13 protein-coding genes, 1 tRNA gene and 1 rRNA gene are annotated in these 21,640 nt (G+C 36.9%); 8 read left to right on the top strand and 7 right to left on the bottom strand.

The window, feature by feature from the left end; translation table 11 throughout:
- Positions 1-52: 52 nt before the first annotated feature.
- Together K7X70_RS04005 and K7X70_RS24380 are read left to right on the top strand one after the other, a co-directional pair.
- Positions 53-2,287, top strand: coding sequence for a cation:proton antiporter (locus K7X70_RS04005; protein ID WP_222535864.1), 2,235 nt, complete (start codon positions 53-55; stop codon positions 2,285-2,287).
- Positions 2,288-2,619: 332 nt separating this feature from the next.
- Positions 2,620-3,861: a DUF2157 domain-containing protein gene (locus K7X70_RS24380; RefSeq protein ID WP_255606900.1), complete on the top strand. Its 1,242-nt coding sequence runs from the start codon at positions 2,620-2,622 to the stop codon at positions 3,859-3,861.
- Between the two features lie 78 nt (positions 3,862-3,939).
- On the opposite strand, the gene K7X70_RS03990 is transcribed toward K7X70_RS24380, so the two are convergent.
- Both K7X70_RS03990 and uvrA read right to left on the bottom strand, forming a co-directional pair.
- A complete protein-coding gene (locus tag K7X70_RS03990) occupies positions 3,940-4,524 on the bottom strand; it encodes a lysine transporter LysE (RefSeq protein WP_231635017.1) in 585 nt (194 codons plus the stop codon).
- Between the two features lie 53 nt (positions 4,525-4,577).
- Positions 4,578-7,379, bottom strand: a complete 2,802-nt coding sequence (uvrA, locus tag K7X70_RS03985) for an excinuclease ABC subunit UvrA (RefSeq protein WP_222535863.1) — start codon at positions 7,377-7,379, stop codon at positions 4,578-4,580.
- 257 nt (positions 7,380-7,636) lie between these two features.
- On the opposite strand from uvrA, the gene K7X70_RS03980 reads away from it, so the two are divergent.
- From K7X70_RS03980 to recA, 4 genes are all read left to right on the top strand, one after another.
- Complete coding sequence (locus K7X70_RS03980) at positions 7,637-8,212, top strand: RNA polymerase sigma factor (protein WP_062546929.1); 576 nt, start codon at positions 7,637-7,639, stop codon at positions 8,210-8,212.
- Between the two features lie 264 nt (positions 8,213-8,476).
- Complete coding sequence (locus K7X70_RS03975) at positions 8,477-8,626, top strand: hypothetical protein (RefSeq protein ID WP_222535862.1); 150 nt, start codon at positions 8,477-8,479, stop codon at positions 8,624-8,626.
- Positions 8,627-8,864: 238 nt separating this feature from the next.
- Positions 8,865-9,533 carry an endonuclease III gene (nth, locus tag K7X70_RS03970; RefSeq protein WP_222535861.1) on the top strand — a complete coding sequence of 223 codons (669 nt, stop codon included), beginning with the start codon at positions 8,865-8,867 and terminating at the stop codon, positions 9,531-9,533.
- A 131-nt stretch (positions 9,534-9,664) separates the two neighbouring features.
- The gene (gene recA, locus K7X70_RS03965) at positions 9,665-10,687 is read left to right on the top strand and encodes a recombinase RecA (protein ID WP_062546926.1); all 1,023 of its coding nucleotides are present in this window, start codon (positions 9,665-9,667) and stop codon (positions 10,685-10,687) included.
- A 300-nt stretch (positions 10,688-10,987) separates the two neighbouring features.
- Here the strand turns inward: recA and tsaD are convergent, their stop codons facing one another.
- On the bottom strand, positions 10,988-11,989 hold the full coding sequence (tsaD, locus tag K7X70_RS03960; RefSeq protein WP_222535860.1) for a tRNA (adenosine(37)-N6)-threonylcarbamoyltransferase complex transferase subunit TsaD: 1,002 nt from the start codon (positions 11,987-11,989) through the stop codon (positions 10,988-10,990).
- Positions 11,990-12,108: 119 nt separating this feature from the next.
- On the opposite strand from tsaD, the gene K7X70_RS24515 reads away from it, so the two are divergent.
- On the top strand, positions 12,109-16,485 hold the full coding sequence (locus K7X70_RS24515) for a translocation/assembly module TamB domain-containing protein (RefSeq protein WP_281032036.1): 4,377 nt from the start codon (positions 12,109-12,111) through the stop codon (positions 16,483-16,485).
- A 4-nt stretch (positions 16,486-16,489) separates the two neighbouring features.
- Here K7X70_RS24515 and K7X70_RS03950 read toward each other — a convergent pair whose 3' ends face one another.
- From K7X70_RS03950 to K7X70_RS03940, 3 genes are all read right to left on the bottom strand, one after another.
- Complete coding sequence (locus K7X70_RS03950; RefSeq protein ID WP_062546922.1) at positions 16,490-17,701, bottom strand: bifunctional 3,4-dihydroxy-2-butanone-4-phosphate synthase/GTP cyclohydrolase II; 1,212 nt, start codon at positions 17,699-17,701, stop codon at positions 16,490-16,492.
- A 156-nt stretch (positions 17,702-17,857) separates the two neighbouring features.
- Positions 17,858-19,297: an LptF/LptG family permease gene (locus K7X70_RS03945; protein WP_222535858.1), complete on the bottom strand. Its 1,440-nt coding sequence runs from the start codon at positions 19,295-19,297 to the stop codon at positions 17,858-17,860.
- Positions 19,298-19,327: 30 nt separating this feature from the next.
- Positions 19,328-19,708 (bottom strand): START-like domain-containing protein, encoded by a 381-nt coding sequence (locus K7X70_RS03940; RefSeq protein WP_062546920.1) that lies wholly within the window; start codon positions 19,706-19,708, stop codon positions 19,328-19,330.
- Between the two features lie 106 nt (positions 19,709-19,814).
- Here K7X70_RS03940 and K7X70_RS03935 point away from each other — a divergent pair.
- Positions 19,815-19,888: transfer RNA gene (locus tag K7X70_RS03935), tRNA-Met, on the top strand.
- 1,446 nt (positions 19,889-21,334) lie between these two features.
- Here the strand turns inward: K7X70_RS03935 and rrf are convergent.
- Positions 21,335-21,446 (bottom strand): 5S ribosomal RNA (gene rrf, locus K7X70_RS03930).
- Positions 21,447-21,640 lie beyond the last annotated feature (194 nt).

Here is a 21,640-nt window from a genome sequence, read left to right as displayed (position 1 = left end):
TTGTCGAAATCCCATCGATATTATTTTATAACTTTAAAAAAACATACTTTCTATGATACATTTACCCGTATTAATCACCGACTTAGGTTTAATACTTGCCGCAGCTGCGATCACTACCCTATTGTTTAAAAAAATAAAACAGCCACTGGTATTGGGATACATCCTAGCCGGACTTCTGGTTGGCCCACATATTAATTTCATCCCTACTGTTACCGACAATGCCAGCATCACGATCTGGGCAGAAATCGGGGTAATCTTCTTACTATTTAGCTTAGGACTGGAGTTCAGTTTCAAGAAGCTGGTCAAGGTAGGCGGTTCCGCTTCTATTACCGCAATTGTGGAAGTCGTATTTATGCTCTTGATTGGTTTTGCCGCTGGTAAGGTCATGGGCTGGTCTACGATGGACAGTATCTTTCTCGGAGGTATTCTTTCTGTTTCTTCTACAACGATCATTATCCGTGCATTTGAAGAGCTTGGCGTGAAACATAAGAAGTTCGCCGGACTGGTTTTCGGGGTACTGATTGTAGAAGATTTAGTTGCTATTTTGTTATTAGTATTACTTTCTACCCTCGCCGTGAGTCAGCAGTTTGCAGGTGCAGACATGCTGATCTCTATTCTAAAACTTAGTTTCTTCCTGATTTTATGGTTCATTGGTGGTATTTTCTTAGTACCTACTTTCCTGAAGGCGACGAAGAAACTGATGAATGATGAGACAATGCTGATCGTCTCTATTGCTTTGTGTTTATTAATGGTATTGCTGGCCGTTAAAGTCGGTTTCTCTCCGGCTCTTGGTGCTTTTATTATGGGTTCCATCCTGGCAGAAACTACTCAGGCAGAACGTATAGAACACCTGACGAAGTCTGTGAAAGATCTTTTTGCAGCGATATTTTTCGTATCCGTAGGGATGATGATTGATCCAAGTATCCTGATCGATTATGCAGTACCAATTTTTGTGATTACCATCGCTACGATCTTAGGAAAGTTCCTGAGCTCTGGTATGGGCGCTTTACTTTCCGGTCAGCCTTTAAAAACTTCTGTGCAAACAGGTTTAAGTTTAGCACAGATCGGAGAGTTTTCATTTATTATCGCCACACTTGGCTTAACACTTAAAGTGACCAGTGACTTCCTATACCCTATCGCGGTAGCAGTATCTGCAATCACTACTTTTACCACGCCTTATTTAATCCAGGCTTCTGAACCTTTTTACAATTTCCTGGAGCGTACGCTGCCTAAAAAATGGGTGGAAGCGATCAATAGATACAGTTCAAGTACAGCTGGTATTACTACCATGAGCGACTGGAAAGTACTCTTGAAATCTTATACTTTTAATACAATTATTCACTCAGTGATCATTATTGCCATTGTTTTTCTGGGTTCAAAATACCTGCAGCCTTTTATCACGGAAAACATCATCAACGGTCATAATGGAATTATCATCAGTTTAATCCTGACATTGATCCTGATGACGCCTTTCCTATGGGCATTGGCGATTAGAAAAATAGAGAAAAAAGCCTATTCTCATTTATGGCTGAATAAAAAATATACGCGCGGTCCATTGGTAGCGTTAGAGGTGCTGAGAATTTCATTGGCACTATTTTTTGTTGGCTTCCTGATTTATCAATTTTATAGCAATTGGATTGCTGTAGTAGTGGCCATTGCATTGATCATTCTAGGCATGTTTATCTTCTCCAGAAAGCTGCAGGGATTCTATAATAAGATGGAAAGCAGGTTCCTGTTGAACCTGAATGCCCGTGAGAAACAAAATGAACAGCCAGAAATTTTGCCTTGGGATACCCACCTTGCCGAATTGGTAGTGGCTCCGGAATCAGAATTGGTTGGAAAAACATTGATCGACTTGTCGATCAGAGAAAAATATGGGATCAATATTGCCTTGATTGAACGTGGAAAAATTATGATTCCAACGCCAGGAAGGGACGAAAGATTATATCCAAATGATAAGGTATTGGTGATTGGTACGGATGACCAGCTGGCCACCATCAAGCCGTTATTTGAAGGAGCAAAAGAGGAGTTACTGGAAGAATCCCATTTCCCTAAAAAGGATATGACATTACAAAAAATTGTCATTAACAGCAGTTCTCCTGTCTATGGACAAAGTATCCGCAGTTCTGGAATCCGTGAAAAAACCCAGGGACTGGTTGTCGGCGTAGAACGAAAAGGAGAAAGGATATTAAATCCGGATTCTAATTTGGTATTCGAAAATGAAGATATCGTATGGATTGTTGGTAACAGCAAGAAAGTACCAGAATTGTTATCAAACTTGAGGTAAGTTTAAACCTATCACCTGACAAAGCAATTCCAGTTCGGATAAAATTTATAATGCCCAGCCCCCAAAATTCAAATATTTTTGGGGCTTTTTTATTTTTAGGGCATTTAAAGTAACAGGTGAATAACGGATCCTTTGCCTGTTAGATCCTTAATTCTATTTATTCCGTAAACCAGAAAACCTGTACCAGGATTACAGTGTTTATATTTTAATGCATAATGATATACACAAAACAGTTTTCCTAAAAAAAGGAATTAATCGGGATCATTATACGATAAATCATATATATAAGCTTAATTTAGAGCTATGCTTTTAAAAATCACCCCTACATTTGAATGAAAATAGACGCTGAGAAAAGTGAATTTTTAGAGGAGATGCTCGAACATTGGCAGGAACAAAAATTATTGAGTCCGGCAGACGTCGAAAAGCTACGCAGCAGCTATGAAACAAAGCATTTTGATTGGAGAAGGTTAGCTCAATATTCGTTCTGGATTGCAATGGCTTGTGGGGTTATTTCCCTTGGCGCATTACTGGTAGACAATAAAGTGCTCAAATATCTGGAAAGCTTGTATCAGACTTCTGATGGTGTGATCAGTTTACTTTCTGCAGTTGCTGCAGGTTACCTGTATTACCTTAGTTTCAAAAGAAAAAAAACGAAGTCGCAGGAAGTATTTAGCAATGAAGCATTGGGCTTTACTGCTGTGATGCTCACGGCCAATGCCATCGCTTATTTAGGAAAGGCGATTCATGCCAGCGGCACACACTTTTCCTTGTTACTCCTCATTGCAGTATTCATTTATGGTATTCTCGCTTATATTTTTCAATCCAGACTAATCTGGGCTTTTGCCTTGATTTCTTTAGGCGCCTGGTTTGGGACAGAAAGCGGCTACCTATCCAGAGGAAACTGGTACTTTATAGGTATGAATTACCCCTTACGCTTTGTATGCTTTGGTTTGGTACTCACCGCATCTTCCTTCCTGATGAAAGGTGCTTCCACACCTATCAAAAGCTTTTCTTTATTTCGCAAAAGAACATTCTCAGAAACAAGTCTAACAGAAAACGCAACAGCTTCAGAGGTCAATTCATTAGATACAGCATCATCGTCACCACCATCAGCATTGCATAGAACATCACCTGAAGCTACAAAAGAAGGAGAATCCCTTACTGCAAAAGAATCATCAGCCATCCCTTCTGATAGAAGTCTGGGACACTTTTTTCAGATCACTTACATTATAGGGATGATGTATCTTTTCTTCTCATTATGGTTGCTTTCTGTATTTGGAAACTTCGGAACACTAGAGGAGTGGTATGGCGTAAAACAGCTGAGCTTATTCTATTGGGCCATAATTTCAGCAGCAGCCTGCGTCATCAGTATATTTATTGGCTTAAAATATAGAGATGACATTGCAAGGGAATTCGGTATTACTTTTCTTTTCATCAATCTTTATACCCGCTATTTCGAATATTTCTGGGACAGCTGGCATAAAGCACTTTTCTTTTGTGTGCTTGCAGCATCGTTCTGGATCATCGGAAGAAAAGCGGAAAAGATATGGAACCTCGAATTTCTTAAGCAATAAAGAAGGTCGAATCCATTCTATAATCCCAATAATTAAGGCTTGAAGAATACCTATTGGCTTCAAAAGAAAGGTTCATTTCTATTTTTTGAAGCCATAGATGTAGATGATTTTCACAATGTGATAAGCAGATAATGCAAAAAACAACAAGGCAATGCCTTTGTTCACTACATAACTGCTTAATGTGAATTTCTCTTGTATATACTGTGCAAAACGCGCAAAACCATATAATGCTAAGGCAGCACCGATGCCTGATCCTATGCTAAAAACCGTTAAAGAAAGGTAACCAATGTCGATCCACTCTTTGGAAATCAGGTAAGTTCCAACAAATAACCAATATGGAATTTGCATAGGATTTACTACCCCAAGCAGCATTCCATATTTTATACTGTCTTTTTTTGAATAGTCGGCCTTCGGCATCTCCTTTCTTGATCTCCAGGTAATCACTCCCAAAATCCCAAACATGAAGACCATCACCACGTCAATAATACTGCCCAATTGAATCTCACTGGAAAGCCATTGTACAAATCTCATCACCCCAAAAGTGAACAGTATCTCTATTGCAGAAAAGGCGCCAATAAAATAAAGTGCCTGTCTGATTCCTCGGGTAATCGTAATCTGAACTACTGTCAGGTTGATATTTCCCGGAGGAATGTATCCAACCATATTCAAAATTATCCCTAAAAAGAGTGTTAAAAATAGCATGCGCGAAGATACAATTATTTCATGTGTGCTGATAAATACTTCGCAGTATATGATGAATTAGCGGACACCAAATCCTCTGGCGTACCTTCAAAAACAACATGACCACCTTTATCGCCACCTTCCGGACCGATGTCAATGATCCAATCCGCAGATTTAATCATGTCCATATTGTGCTCAATCACCAGAATTGTATTTCCTTGTTCAATCAAAGTATTCAAAGCGATCAGCAGTTTCTTGATGTCGTGGAAATGTAAACCAGTTGTTGGTTCATCAAAGATGAACAAGGTCTTGTTTGCATTGTTTCCTTTGATCAAAAATGAAGCGAGTTTGATACGCTGTGCTTCTCCGCCAGATAAGGTATTTGAAGACTGACCAAGGTGTACATAACCTAGGCCCACATCTACCAAGGGCTGTAGTTTAGTTAATATTTTTGGTTCTCCCTTGAAAAACCCAACGGCTTCATCAATGGTCATATCCAGGATATCCGCTACATTTTTATCATTATAAGTGATGTCGAGAACCTGTTGTTTAAACCTTCTTCCGCCACAAGCTTCGCAAGGAAGATAAATGTCGGCCATGAATTGCATTTCAATTTTCACTTCGCCTTCCCCCTGACAAACATCACAGCGTCCACCTTCTACGTTAAAGGAGAATGCCGCAGGCTTTAATCCAGCAGCTTTTGAAGCAGGTAAAGCTGAAAACAATGCCCTTACATCATCCCAAGCCTTTACATAGGTTACAGGATTGGATCTGGATGATCTTCCAATTGGATTCTGATCCACCATTTCTACCTGACTAACCAATTCATAATCCCCGTAAATCCCATCATAAGCACCGGTTTGCTCACCAGCATAGTTACCTATCGCCTTTTGTAAAGCAGGATATAAGATCTTTTTGATTAAACTGGTTTTTCCACTTCCAGAAACACCACTCACTACTGTGAAAACACCTAAAGGAAATTTCACATCAATATTTTTTAGGTTGTTTTCCCTGGCACCTTTAATCAGCACATGGTCCTTCCACGCCCTTCTCATCGTAGGAATTGCAATCTTTTCAGCTCCGGAAAGGTAACGTCCAGTAAGGCTGTTTTTATCTTTTATAATTTCTTTATAAGTCCCGCTGAACACCAGGTGACCACCATGAGTTCCCGCTTCAGGACCTATATCTATAATATGGTCTGCAGCTTTCATCATTTCCTCTTCATGCTCGACCACCAAAACCGTATTCCCAACGTTTCTCAAAGAGATGAGTACTTCAATCAGTTTATTGGTATCTCTTGGGTGTAAACCGATACTTGGCTCATCCAAAACATAAATAGAACCGACCAAACTACTTCCTAAGGAAGTGGCCAGGTTAATTCTTTGCGATTCTCCACCCGATAAGGTATTAGATAAGCGGTTTAAGGTCAGATAGCCTAACCCTACGTTATTTAGGAACAGTACGCGACTGCTGATTTCTGCCAATAGTCGCTTTGCAATTTTTGTATCATTATCAGATAGCTTCAAATGATTGAAAAAATCAAGAATAGTTTCCAAAGGCATCAAAACTACATCAATAATCGACTTGCCGTTGATCTTCACATAGGAAGCATCCTTGCGTAATCTTGATCCCTTACAATCGGGACAAACGGTTTTTCCACGATATCTGGACAGCATCACCCGGTATTGAATTTTAAAGGTCTGCTCTTCCAATTCCTTGAAAAAGGCATCTAATCCAGCAAAATACTTATTTCCAGTCCAGATCAACCTTTGCTGCTCTTCAGTAAGCTCATTAAAAGGACGGTGAATAGGGAAGTTAAATTTATCTGCGTTCTTGATGAGCTTATTCAGCCATTCGCGCATTTTTTCTCCTCGCCATGGAGCGATTGCATTGTCATATAAGCTTTTACTCTTGTCAGGAATCACGAGATCTTCGTCAATTCCAATTACATTTCCGTAGCCTTCGCATTTTTTACAGGCACCATAAGGGTTGTTGAAACTGAAGAAATTTGGAGTTGGCTCATCGAAACGAATGCCATCCAGTTCAAAACGATCACAGAAATGATTCGATTTGCCATCATGTTCTACGTATAAATCACCTTTTCCTTCGAAAAAACCGGTTTGCACGGAATCCGCTACGCGACTTAGGGTCTCCTCATCGGTATTGACCACAATCCGATCAATCAGAATTCGCACCGTATCGGCATCCGACAATTCAAAATCTTCAAATGAAGTATCCTCAAGAATGCCTTCTATTTTCAAAATCTCTCCTTTATAAAGGATTCTAAGAAAACCTTTTTGCAGTAATACCGCCAATTCTTCTTTAATAGACCTGTTGTTGTGCGGAAATAATGGGCAGAAAATCGTGACTACGCTTTCCGGCTCCAAACCAGAAATAAAATCCACCACTGTGCTCACCGTATCTTTTTTCACGATTTCGCCCGATACCGGTGAAAAGGTTTTGCCTATTCTGGAAAACAATAACTTCAGGTAGTCGTAAATTTCTGTAGAAGTACCTACTGTAGACCTCGGATTTGAAGTGATCACCTTTTGCTCAATCGCAATTGCCGGTGCGATCCCTTTAATATAATCTACATCCGGTTTGTTCATTCTACCCATAAATTGGCGGGCATAAGAGGAAAGACTTTCTACATAACGTCTTTGGCCTTCGGCATATAGCGTATCAAAAGCCAGGGATGACTTCCCTGAGCCCGACATTCCGGTGATGACCACCAGTTTGTTTTTAGGGATTGCGACGTCTATATTCTTCAGGTTATGGACTCTGGCACCCTTTATGATTATATGTTGATGTGGATCTTTATCGATTTCGTTATTCATTGAATATGGATAGAATAGTGCTAAGATAACCCAAAAAAAGCAATATTGCCGTTTTTGAGATCATGCAAAAATAAGGCCTTCGATCCGGTTTTAATTTTTTTTAACATTTTTTCTATTGGATTCTGATAAAAAATTGGTTCTTTTGGGGAACTAACAGACAAACTAAACCACTAACTAACAGGAGAAAGATATCGATTAAAACATCTACTAAGTATTTTATAGCAATTAGCAGGGAACTTATTAGTACGGATACTCCTATGAAATTAGAATTATATAGTGATCAGGACTTGGTGAAGTCATATCTTACCGGTGAGGAATCGGTTTTAGAAGAACTTCTCAAAAGACACAAGTCGAAAATATACACCTCCATCTATCTTTTAGTAAAAGATCAATACCTCGCAGAGGATATTTTTCAGGATGCTTTTATAAAGGTGATCAATACGCTTAGATCTGGTCGATACAATGAAGAAGGTAAATTCTTACCTTGGGTAATGAGAATTGCACATAATTTAGTAATCGATTATTTTAGACGTGAAAAACGTGCACCTATCATTACTAGCGCCGATGGTACAGACATCTTTAACTTACTTCAGATTCATGAAGAAAGTGCAGAAGAAAAGATGCTGAGAGAACAAACACATTTTGACCTTCGCGCAATGATTCATTTATTGCCGGATGATCAGAAAGAAGTGCTCATCATGCGCCATTATGCCGATCTGAGTTTTAAAGAAATTGCTGAACTTACAGACGTAAGTATCAATACTGCCTTGGGAAGAATGCGCTATGCTTTGAGTAATCTTAGAAAAATGATGAAAGTGAAAGAAATTTCCTAATAAATCCATATCGCATACCGTTGATCATTATTTGATAAATGTTGAAATTATGGCTTAAATGAGCTGTAATTAGCCCTTTAAATCAGCAATACTCCCCTTCTTAAAAAGCGGAGTGAGGAACCGGAAAAGATGCAACAAACTAGTTACATAAAATGTAGTTTAGGTTAAAATAAATGTATAACAATAACGTTTATATTAGTGAACAAACATTTATTGTTGCTTATGATGGAAACTTTTACTTCTTTTAACAAGTTAAATTGCTCAATGCAAAAGCAGGAAAAACCTGCTGCAGATGCAGTTATAGAACTCGACATGATGTTCTATGACCAAATTAGGCACCAATTGGATGGTTTAAAGAAAAATCCTTCCGATGAAACCATCGCGAAAATTTTAGCCTACTCCAGAGCCAAGTAATTTAAAAACGAATTGAAGCTGCCAGACTTACTGGCAGCTTTTTCATTTTAAAGGCTTTGCTACTTGCTTTCAACTCGGTAGCAGTTTATTCTATTTTCTTTAGCAATTCCAACTATTCTGGAGGAAAACACCGAGACCACTTTGAATGGTATATCATCTGTAAGCCAATATTTATAATCCGCTACTTTTTCCTATGGATTTATGAATCCATCCTAAGTTCTTCTCATTATATTTGCGCATGCTCAAAAAAGACCGGTATAAACTTTTTGTCGAACACTTTGCAGCCAAACAGCCCAATGCTGAAACGGAATTGCATTACAATAATCCATACCAATTATTAGTGGCCGTAATTCTTTCTGCTCAGTGCACAGATAAACGAATCAATCAGGTAACACCTGCACTTTTTCAACGTTTTCCAAATGCAAAGGCTTTATCTGAGGTTACACCTGATATTGTTTTTGATTACATTAGAAGTGTGAGTTACCCGAATAACAAGGCAAAACACCTGGTAGGAATGGCTCAGATGTTATTAAATGATTTTAATAATGTGGTTCCTTCTGATATTGATCAATTACAAAAGATGCCGGGTGTAGGTCGCAAAACGGCAAACGTAATCGCATCTGTCATTTACAATGCCCCTGCAATGGCTGTGGATACCCATGTATATAGAGTTTCCAGGAGAATCGGCCTTTCAGCAGGAAAAACTCCGCTCGCTGTAGAAAAAGACCTGGTAAAGAACCTACCTGAACACACCATTCATGTGGCTCACCACTGGTTAATCTTACATGGAAGATATGTTTGCCTGGCCAGATCACCGAAATGCAGCATTTGCGAGATCACCAATATTTGTAAATATTTTCAACAAAATAATAAAAAAACTAAAATAATTAGCGACATACAGGCTTGATCAAATAATAATTATTTTATTTCTTGCTTTAGATTAAAGAATCGTTATCTTTGCTAAGATAATTAGCATGTAAGTAAAGTTATTTGTTCTTCCAACGGTAATATTTTATCTTACTCCCAGAATTTAACAATATGAGCGTAAACGCAGACAAATTAAAAGCATTACAACTTACTTTAGATAAGTTAGAGAAGTCTTATGGTAAGGGTACCGTAATGAAATTAGGCGACAATGCTGTAGAGCCTATTGAATCTATTTCCACAGGATCTATCAGTTTAGACATTGCTTTAGGCATTGGCGGTGTTCCAAAAGGAAGAGTAATAGAAATATACGGTCCTGAATCGTCTGGTAAAACAACTTTAGCAACGCATATTATTGCAGAAGCGCAGAAAAAAGGTGGAATTGCAGCTTTTATCGATGCAGAACATGCATTTGATAAAAATTATGCAAAGAAATTAGGCGTTGATGTAGATAACCTATTGATTTCTCAGCCAGACAATGGTGAGCAGGCTTTAGAAATCGCTGATAACCTGATCAGATCAGGAGCTATTGATGTCATTGTAATTGACTCGGTTGCGGCATTGGTACCAAAGGCAGAGATTGAAGGTGAAATGGGTGATTCTAAAATGGGATTACAAGCACGTTTAATGTCTCAGGCATTGCGTAAACTAACCGGAACAATTGCAAAAACAGGATGTTGCTGTATCTTCATCAACCAATTACGTGAAAAAATTGGTGTGATGTTCGGTAACCCGGAAACTACTACTGGTGGTAATGCATTAAAATTCTACGCGTCAGTACGTTTGGATATCCGTAGAACTTCTCAAATCAAAGATTCTGATGAAGTTTCTGGAAATAGAGTAAAAGTGAAAATTGTAAAAAATAAAGTTGCTCCACCTTTCAGGATTGCTGAATTCGACATTATGTTCGGAGAAGGTATTTCTAAAGTAGGTGAGATTATCGACTTAGGTGTTGATTTCAATATCATTAAAAAAGCAGGTTCTTGGTTCTCTTATGGAGAAACGAAACTTGGTCAGGGAAGAGATGCGGTAAAACAATTGTTATTGGATAACCCTGAATTATCTGAAGAAATTGAAGCAAAAATCAGAGCAGAAGTAACCGGCGATAAACTGGAAGAACTTCCTGCACAAGCATAATACTGGGCGCTTAATGGGCGTAACATAAAAAAGGGGTGATCAATTGATTACCCCTTTTTTTATGTTTATCTTCTGGATCCATCCAATGAATCTTGATTGACTACTGAAGTTTCATGTATTTTGCATCAACATAAATAGCCACAATAATAGCGACAATAATTGCAGCTAGCAAAACAGCTAAACCAAGGTAATTTTTCTGTTTATCCTGTTTTATCAACCAAATGATAAAAATGATGAAGGGAATCAGCATTAAGCCGAAAAAAATAAAACTCGTAGCACTCATAATTAGCTGTTCTTATATTAAAAATTCATTCTGGATAATGGCGCAGTATCCTGTCCCACAAAATCCGCATTTAAGTATTTCTGATAACCAGCAATAGCAATCATTGCTGCATTATCCGTGCAATATTCGAAAGCTGGAATGTAAACATTCCAACCTAAGTCCAGAGCTGTTTTTTCCAACCCATCACGTAAGCCACTATTTGCAGAAACCCCACCAGCAATTGCAATTTCCTTAATTCCATATTGCTGAGCAGCCTTCTTCAATTTGTTCAACAAAATATGAACAATACTATATTGAACTGAAGCGCAAATATCATCTAAATGTTCCGATATAAAGTCAGGATTTTCCTTTTCTTGCTTTCGGATGAAATATAAGATCGATGTTTTTAAACCGCTAAAACTAAAATCTAAATCCTTAATCTGAGGCTCTGGAAATTTAAAAGCCAGAGGATTTCCTGATTTTGCATGTCGATCAATCAATGGTCCACCAGGATATGGAAGGTTTAAAATTTTTGCAGTTTTATCAAACGCTTCTCCTGCAGCATCATCGAGTGTCTCGCCCACAATTTCCATATCAAAATAATCCTTTACCAACACAATCTGGGTATGACCGCCAGAAACTGTCAGACATAAAAAAGGAAAAGCAGGTTTTGGATCATCAATAAAATGAGCCAAAATATGTGCGTGCATATGATTTACGGCAATTAGCGGTAAATCTAACGCCAAAGCGAAAGATTTTGCAAACGAAACGCCAACTAACAATGAACCTAATAAGCCAGGTCCACGGGTAAAAGCGACAGCATTTAGCTCCTTTTTGTCTACATTAGCATTAATTAAGGCTTGCTGTATAACAGGGACAATATTCTGTTGGTGCACCCTTGAAGCAAGTTCAGGGATTACACCACCATAATTTTCATGAATTGTTTGGTTTGCAATAACATTGGCAGTAATTTTGCCGTTGTTACAAATAGCAACCGAAGTTTCATCACAAGAAGATTCTATAGCGAGGATTATTGGCACAATGATTATTATTATTAAGCTACAAAACTATTAAAAAACTATTAAAAATACTTCTTTGGTTTGTTGCATCAGTGTTATTACTAGTTGCGATTCTATTATTCGCGCTTCAATTCAAGCCTGTGCAGACTTTTGTCGCAAAAAAAGCAGCTGATTATTTATCTAAAGAACTAAATACAACTATATCCTTATCGGGAATTTACATCAAACCATTTAAATCCCTTGTACTAGAAAACTTATTAGTACTCGATCAGCAAAAGGATACACTGTTAAACACCCCCAAATTTTTAGTTGATCTAAACCAATTTTCTCTCAAAAAAAGAATTGTAGACGTCAATACCGTACAGTTAAATAACGGCGCTTTTTTCCTTAAAACCTATAAAGACGGAACTACAAATCTAGATTTTATCATCGATTACTTTGACTCTGGGGCACCAACCGTAAAAAAGAAGCAACCTTTCAAAATCACTTTCGATCGGGTTATCCTCAACAATTTTGGTTTTAGGTATAAAAACTATAAATACGACACTGTAATGAGGGGTGTTAATTTTGAAGATGTTCAGCTTAGTAATTTGAACGGCATTGTTGAAAAATTAAATACCACAGACCACATTCTTCAAGCAAATATCAAAAATCTGACATTTAAGGAGAAAAGCGGATTCTATCTTAAAAACTTAACCACATTCGCTACAGTAGATTCTAATCAAATAGAGTTGGAACGTTTGTTATTGGAAACCAATCATTCCAAGTTAAAGGATTACTTTAAAATGAGCTTTAGCCGATACAGAGACTTCAGAGACTATGTGAACAAGGTAAGAATGAAAGCCAGTTTTAAGGATAGTCATATTGCTTCCCGAGATGTATCTTATTTTACTTCTGAACTAGATCAAATGAATTTAGAACTAGACGTAGATGGACAAATAACGGGTTTGGTCAAAAACCTACGTGCTAAAAAGCTATCAATAAAGGCAGGAAAAGCGACCCACATTAAGGGAGATTTTGCACTTAAAGGTTTACCAATCCTTAAGGAGACCTTTATGGACCTTAAAATCGAGATGGCAGGAACCAATAAAAAAGATCTGGACGATTTAATTACCAGTGTGACAGGAAAAAAAGCGAAGAAAATCCCTGAAATCATTTCCAAATTTGGTAACGTCAATTTTAATGGCTCCTTTACTGGCTTCCAAAATGATTTTATCGCCTATGGGGAGTTTAAAACAAAAATAGGCCGCCTGGTCTCCGATGTCAATATGAAAATTGATAAACAAGGAGTTCCTTCCTATTCTGGCAATGTAAAAACCTATGATTTTAATTTAGGTGACCTGATCAATGAAAAGAGCCTGGGAAAAATTACAGCAGCGCTAAACATCAAAGGCAGAGGAACAGAAATCAAAAATCTTACTGAACGATTAGATGGCAACATTGACTACATTGATTTTAACAATTACAGGTATAGAAATATTGAGATAGATGGGACCTTTGAGAAAAAATATTTTGATGGCAGTCTAAAAGTTGATGACAAAAATCTTAAGATGGTTTTTGATGGTGGAGTAAACTTAAATGGAAAACTTCCGGAGTTTAACTTTAAAGCTAACATTAAAAATGCCAGACTAAAGGCACTGAAACTCTATAAGGATTCACTTCAGATTGATGCGGTATTCAGCACTAATTTTACAGGGAATAATTTAGATAATATTCAGGGAAATCTTCTTTTACAACACGTTCAACTTAATAATGTTAAAGGTATATACCATATCGATTCAATCCAATTGAGTGCCAATGGAATGGGAAAAGATAGAAGCTTGACTGTCAATTCAGATATATTAGATGCAAGCATCAAGGGCCAGTATGATCTAAATACACTTCCATCCTATTATAAAGCACTCGCAAAAACATATATTCCATCATTAAAAGCAGATATTGTCAATTATAAAGATCAGATCTTCAAATTTGACCTTAAAATCAAAAAATTTGAACCTGTTGCACAACTCTTAGTGCCAGGTCTGGAAATAGAAGATCAGGCAGTTTTTCTTGGAAACTTTGACTCACAAAAAAATGTCGCCACTATAAATGGATTTGTAAAAAAACTGAAGTATAAAGGTATAATAGTCAATAACATCATTGTGGATGAAAACACCTCTACAAATCAGTTACAGGCCATTATCACCTCAGATCGCGTTGATCTTAATGATAGTTTGTATATTAAAAATGTGAATATTTCGAATATTCTTAGAAATGATAGCTTAAGTCTGAATGTTAAACTCGCAAATGCGGATGACGCCAACTCATTGGATTTAAACGGACTGGTTGAATTTGCGACAGATACTATAGGTCGTATCACGATCTTACCTTCTATTTTGAAAATAAATAATGAAGACTGGAAAATTCAAGAGAAAGTTAGAATCAGTTTTCATGATGGAAAAACTCAAATCAGTAATTTTGACCTTAGTAACGGATCGCAGTTATTAACCATAGATGGCATTCTATCCAATGATCCCACAGACTTACTTCAGGTCGGTTTTAACCAATTTGACCTTAAAACAATAAACCCTTTTGTAAAGACTTTAGGTGTAAAACTCGCAGGAAAATTAAACGGTGAAACAAAACTATACCATGTTTTAAAATCTCCTAAAATATCAGATCATATCACAATTGATTCCTTAAGTTTTAATGACACTTATATTGGACGTCTCACAGATACTTCATCTTTTCATCAGGCAGAAAATGTGGCTAATATCTATACTAGTATTATGAGCCACGATAAAGAAACCTTAAAAGCAAGGGGGAGTCTTGATCTGGAGAAGAAAGAGATAGACCTACATATTAAGCTAGATGAAACTGAGATGGCCGTATTAGAACCCCTTGTTAAGAAACTTGTTTCAAAATTAAAAGGTAATATTTCTGCGGATCTCGCCGTCAAAGGCCCATTCGAAAAACCCGCTATCAATGGAGAAATATCATTTGATAAAGGGAAAATGACGATTAATTATCTGCAAACAGCCTATACACTAAATGATCAGGTCACCATCGACAATAGTATAATTAAAATACATAATTTAAAACTTTTAGATGTAGACAATAATCAGGCTATTGCCAACGGTACTGTAGATTTAAACAACTTGGATAATCCTACTATTGACGCTGTTATCAAAGCGACGAACTTCATGGCATTAAATACCACAGAAAAAGATAATCCTGTTTATTATGGTCAGGCTTACGGTACAGGAACTTTCATTTTCAAAGGTCCAACTAATCGTATGTACATCGATATTGACGCCAAAACAGAAAAAGGAACGGTATTTAATCTGCCGCTGAATAGCTCTGAGACAGTTTCCAGTAAGGATTTCATCACCTTTGTAAGTAAAGACACTACTAAAATAGTGAAAAAACAAAACAGTTTTGATGGACTTACCATGAATTTAAAACTGGATGTAGACCCTAATAGTGTCGCCAATATATTCACCAGCCTAGGTAACCTGAGTGGACGAGGAAATGCAACCGACCTCACTTTAAAAATTAATAGCCAGGGTGACTTCGATATGACAGGAGACTACATCATTGAAAATGGTAGTTTCGATTTTACTGCTCAGGAAGTTATTAATAAAAAGTTCAACATAAGACAAGGTGGTACCATCCGCTGGACAGGCAATCCAACTATGGCCCAAATACAATTGAAAGCCATTTATTCCCTTAGAACAAGTTTAAGAGATCTATATACTGCAGCGAATAGAGATGGTAATAATAAGGATGAACGTGTGTTAACGGAAGTAGAAATGGGCTTATCGGGCTTATTATTGAAACCTGACATCAAACTGGATATCTTCTTTCCATCCAATCCGGCAATTAAAGAAGAAATGCAAGCTTATTTCAATGATTCAAACAACCTTAATCTACAAGCACTAAGCTTAATCATTAGAAGGAGTTTTGCTCCAGGAACAGGAAATGAGGACTTAGGAAAACAGTTAACCAGTGGAGTAACCAGTACAGCAACAGAGTTATTGTTTAATCAGCTTAACAATGTACTCTCCTCTTTAAATCTCGACTTTGTTGATTTTAATGTCCGCTCATTAACTGAAGCGAATGCTTCCTTTAGATTGTTTAATGACCGCGTGGTCCTAAATGCAGGTATAGTAAACAGAGGAAGCACCAATGATTTGTCATTAAATGGATTTTCCAGAAATAATGTAGGTGGTGAGGTCGAGATTCTTGGTTTAATCAAAAAGGATGGGACTCTGGTGGGAAAATTATCTAATAAACCTCCAACGCAGCAAACGATCTTTACAACTTCAGGTATCAATCAGAACAACAATGTAACCGCTTTGGGCTTAGTTTACACACAGCAGTTTGACAGTTTTAGAGAGTTTTTGAAAAAGATCACTGGACAATACAAAAGAGAACAAAAGAAAAAAGCCCAGCATGGGGAAACCCCAAAAACCAGGCAATTAATTAATAAAGAGGCTATTCTTAATGAACAGCAAAAAAACAATCCGAAAAGATAGGTGATTATCCTTTCATAATCTGATGTCCCATTTTATCACGTTTGGTTCTCAGATATTGTTCATTATGTATATTACTTTCAATTTCTATCGAAATATTCTCTAAAATTTCTAATCCATATCCAGTTAGACCGGCACGTTTTGTAGGATTATTCGACATCAATCTCATCTTTGAAATACCTTGAGCTCTTAGGATCTGCGCCCCAACTCCATAGTCTCTCTCATCTCCTTTAAAACCTAATTTTATATTAGCTTCTACAGTATCAAATCCTGCATCCTGAAGGTTGTATGACCTTAATTTGTTAACTAGTCCAATACCTCTTCCTTCCTGGTTCATGTATACAATTAGTCCTTTGCCTTCCTTATCGATCATTTCCATTGCCTTATGCAACTGTGGACCGCAATCACAGCGACAAGAGCCAAAGATATCTCCTGTAACACAGGAACTATGGACTCTCACCATAACAGGTTCATCCGCCGTCCACTCTCCTTTACTTATTGCCAAATGGGTGGCACCAGTATCTAATTGTGTATAGGCCGTCATCTTGAAATCTCCCCATTGAGTAGGAAGATTAACTGTCACCTCTTCTTGAATTAAACTTTCTTTACTCAACCTATAAGCAATAAGATCTTTTATTGAAATGATTTTGAGGTTATGCTGTGCAGCAATCTTTACAAGATCAGGTAGCCTGGCCATCTCACCATCCTCCTTCATAATTTCTACTAAAACTCCAGCTGGCTCCATACCGGCCAATCTTGCTAAATCAACTGAAGCCTCGGTGTGACCTGACCTTCTTAATACTCCGCCATCTTTAGATCTCAAAGGAAAAATATGTCCTGGTTTACCTAATTCATCAGGGTTTGTATTTGGGTTAATCAATGCCTGAATCGTCTTTGATCTATCTGATGCAGAGATACCAGTAGTACAGCCGTAGCCAATTAAATCCACAGAAACAGTGAAATTTGTCTCGTAAGCAGCCGTATTTTTGCCTACCATTAGTTCCAAACCAAGTTCGTCACATCTCTCTTCTGTTAAAGCAGCACATATTAATCCTCTTCCATGGGTCGCCATAAAGTTAATTACTTCAGGAGTTGCATTTGCAGCAGCAGTCAGGAAGTCTCCTTCATTTTCTCTGTCCTCATCATCAACAACAATAACCACTTTACCAGCTTGTATTTCAGCAATAGCTTCTTCTATTGCATTAAGTTTGATTTCCATTTTTTGAAATATATCTATGTACAAACACTAAGATTAGCTGCTTGTTTAACTATTAAGATTAAGTACAAAGTTACAACCTTCCTATTCAATATCCTTCGCTAAAATATCATAAATAAGTAATGAATATTTGCCAGTATAATTTATAGTTAGCTTACGTTACACCTTGGATTTTGATCGCTGTTTTTTCCTTTTAAAAAGACCCGTTATCGATTGTTTAATCGCATTAATATCAAATAAGGCAGAATCAACAGTCGCTTTATAGGTCAGAAATGCCCCTACAGGTGATAGTATAATAATCGCAAGCCAAGGTCCGAAGAAAGGAGCTAATGTGCCTGTTATCGCAGATTTCTCAGCCACTGTAGCGATGATATGATAAATTAAAAAGAATACGATCGCCATCACCACAGGTAAGCCTAATCCTCCCTTTCTAATAATTGCACCTAATGGTGCACCAATGAAAAACAAGAGTAGGCATGACACCGCTAGAGTGAATTTCTTTTGATACTCAATCTCAACTTTAATAATATTACGAACCTTATCCGAATGATCAGCTAATCTACCTGATACAGTTTCTTTAATAATCTTAGCCTGATCTATTGCAGACTGAATAGACCGTAATCGATCTCCATCCGGCAAAGCCTTCAATACAGACGCTGTAATCTTCTTTTCAGGGGTATTGACCTTAGTGTAGCCCTTCACATAGTTATTCTGTTTAAAGTAACTAGCGACAGTCATACCAGCAAATTTATTGATACTATCTAATTCTTTTGTTAAAGAATCCTGTTTTTTGACTAACCCTTTTAGATTGAGCATTTGGGTATTATTTCTAAAACCTTGCTCATCTGTTCGGTTCATTTTAAAACTAGATATATCAAATTTTTGATCTGTTTCTTTGAATCGCATACGAGTGAATTGCTGCCTTGGGTTATAAGAAGTATTTTCACCACTGGATTCCTCATACCTTACACCATTCTTTAACTTTAAAAGAAGGTTCTTGTCATCACTAGCCATTTTCCCCTCTTTTGCGATGATGATTTTTGCTATTCCACTATTACTCGTATGGTCATAGATCATTACCCCTTCTAAAGTAACACCATCTTCACCCTTTTTATCTACTCTTATGGAATACCCTGGAATACTATTATTGAATACCCCCTCCTTAATTAGAAAAGATAACTTCTTATTTCGTATATCCCACAGTAGAGAGCCAAACTTTAAATTGGCCTTTGGAAGCATCACGTCTGAAAACAAGAAAGAACCAATGGCTATAAATACAATTAATACCAATAAAGGCATCATTGCCTTTTGAAGTGATACTCCAGCAGACTTTATAGCAACCAGCTCATAGTTCTCCCCTAGAGTTCCAAAAGTCATTATAGACGACAATAGGATCGAAAGTGGAAGTGCCATGGAAACATTAGCAGCTGATGCATAGTACATCAGCTCTAGAATTACATACCATTCAAAACCTTTTCCAATTAAATCATCGACGTACTTAAATAAAAAGAACATCAATAATATAAACATCACAATAAAAAATGTGACGAAAAAAGGCCTAATAAACGCTTTGAGCAGAAGTAAATGAATCTTTTTCAATATGCAAAGGTAAACAAAGCAACTGAAAAATTATGCTCCAAGCACACTATGTAAATAGGTTATCTGGTTATCCCATATTAAGGTACGTTCTGCAAGTGTATCTTCAGTAGCAAAGTCTGTAATAGAAAGTGCAACATCGTTCGTTAATTCGTCTTGAACGATTTCCATTTCAAAATAACAATGCGGTTCATCATCAAGCCATTTAAATTTCACCAATTTATTCTCTTTAATACTTAAAAGCTTCGCTTTTTGTACTTCATCATCCCATGTAAATGTATAAACCTGGTCACGGAAAATTACATCGTCGGCAAACCACTGAGACAAGCCATTTGGCTCGCTAATAAAGCTAAACAAAATTCGTGGGGATGATCTCAATTCATATTCTAACGTAAACTTTTTCTTTTCTGACATCGATGGATCCTTACATTCTGAACTAATGGACAATTTTTTTTTTATTTATTTCTAAAGGAAAGTATTTTTTTCTATATTTGCAACTCTTTAGAAAAGAAGATCGCCCGGCGGGGTAGCTCAGATGGTTAGAGCGCAGGATTCATAACCCTGAGGTCGGCAGTTCGATCCTGCTCCCCGCTACTGTTAAAAGCTCACAGAAATGTGGGCTTTTCTATGTTTAAAGCCATTTATTATCAGTTAATTACGAAAAATCTCATTGCAATTTTAGTGGATTTTTGCTCAAAAAAACTCTCCATTTTACGCTAAAGTTAGCCAATACCTATCGTCAAATAAAGCTAAAACACTTCAAAAAACTCCTTATTTACTTAAACCAAAAAAGACAAGACCTGAGCGTTTTCAAGACGGAATTAGACACTTAAGTCTAAAATTGAAAATTATTTTTGATCGTTATGACCAGAAAAATCTCGTAATAACCAAAATATTGTACAAAATTAAGAGGGATTTCAGCAAAATTTTGATGTCAATTAAAAATATTTTATTCTTTGTTTAGCTCAAAAAATTAGACCAATAAGACAGAATCTTGTGAAACATTCAACAAGCAAATTAATAATTAAATAGCAATCCAGATTCCAATAACCATTGGATAAATTTTAAGGAAATAAATACAAAACAAATCTATAACCCCAACAGAAAGATGTAGTAAAATCAACGAATAAAAATCTAAATAATATCACATATGAGCACTCAACATTAGTTTTTGTACATTATAACACAAATCACAAAATAAGTTAAGCCCACCTGGTCAATAATCCAAAGCAATTATGATTAAATCCCTGGCCCTTATCTATGTTTGAATAGATTCAGACAAGTTTTAGCGCTTTGTAGGCAATTAACAATGTACCACTGTCACTACCATCAAAAAATACCTTTATATACGCTCAGTTCTCTCCTAAAGACTAATACTGCTCTAGAATCGCATTAGTACCTAATTTCAATATATTACATAGTTCAACCGGAATGTTGTTAATTCATACCTTAATCCATTGGGTATATTTACTATAAGCATCATTTTTCAACATTCTATCTCTTGAAGTCCTATATATTTAATCATAAAGCCATTAAATCTTCATGATTCATAATAGTACCTTAAGCCACTGCTGCCTTTTAAAAATTATTATTTGGCTTATATCAAAGAGCTGTTCCTTACAGGTATGCCTAGTTCTTAACAAAAAATCCTAAAAAGAATCGAAATTAAACCAATTTCCTAATACCTTGAGATTACTATTTCAGGAAAACATGAATAAGTTATAGAAATATCATAACAATCAATTGAATAAAGCTCAATACAAAAGTGATGACCAATATTCAGAATAGCCATTCTTAGCTTTCAGGATAATAGCTTCTGAGTGGAATCTATACTCATAGGATAAACGTCCACAATGGAACTCTAAGCCTAAATTGATTATTAACTAAAGTTAGGACGAATACAGACCAAAGACTAAAACAGAGATACAATTTAAATTACTTTGTGGAATTGCAGCTATACAGCGCATGGGAATCATTTCAGCATATAAAAAAAGGCTGTATACAAGAAAAGCCTGTAGTTTCCTACAGGCTTTCTTTAAGATTTGGCACCGACCTACTCTCCCACGTGTTACCGCAGTACCATCGGCTCTGGCGGGCTTGACTTCTCTGTTCGGAATGGGAAGAGGTAGACACCGCCGATATAGGCACCTAAATATTTTTATTGTTTGCTTTTTCGTATCAGCTACCTCTAGCACAAGCTATCGGTATCCCAAATACACGAACCATATCCTATGGCCCACAAACTTGACATATTATTGAAAGAAGTTAGTTATGAAGAACAAACAACAGTTTATTGCTCTTGAAAGCTTCGGATGATTAGTATTACTCGACTTTGATGTCACCACC

The organism is Pedobacter polysacchareus (assembly GCF_019802255.1).
Classification (GTDB): domain Bacteria; phylum Bacteroidota; class Bacteroidia; order Sphingobacteriales; family Sphingobacteriaceae; genus Pedobacter; species Pedobacter polysacchareus.
The sequence above is the reverse complement of the archived record's forward strand: the minus strand, read 5'-3'. Positions and strand labels throughout refer to the sequence as shown.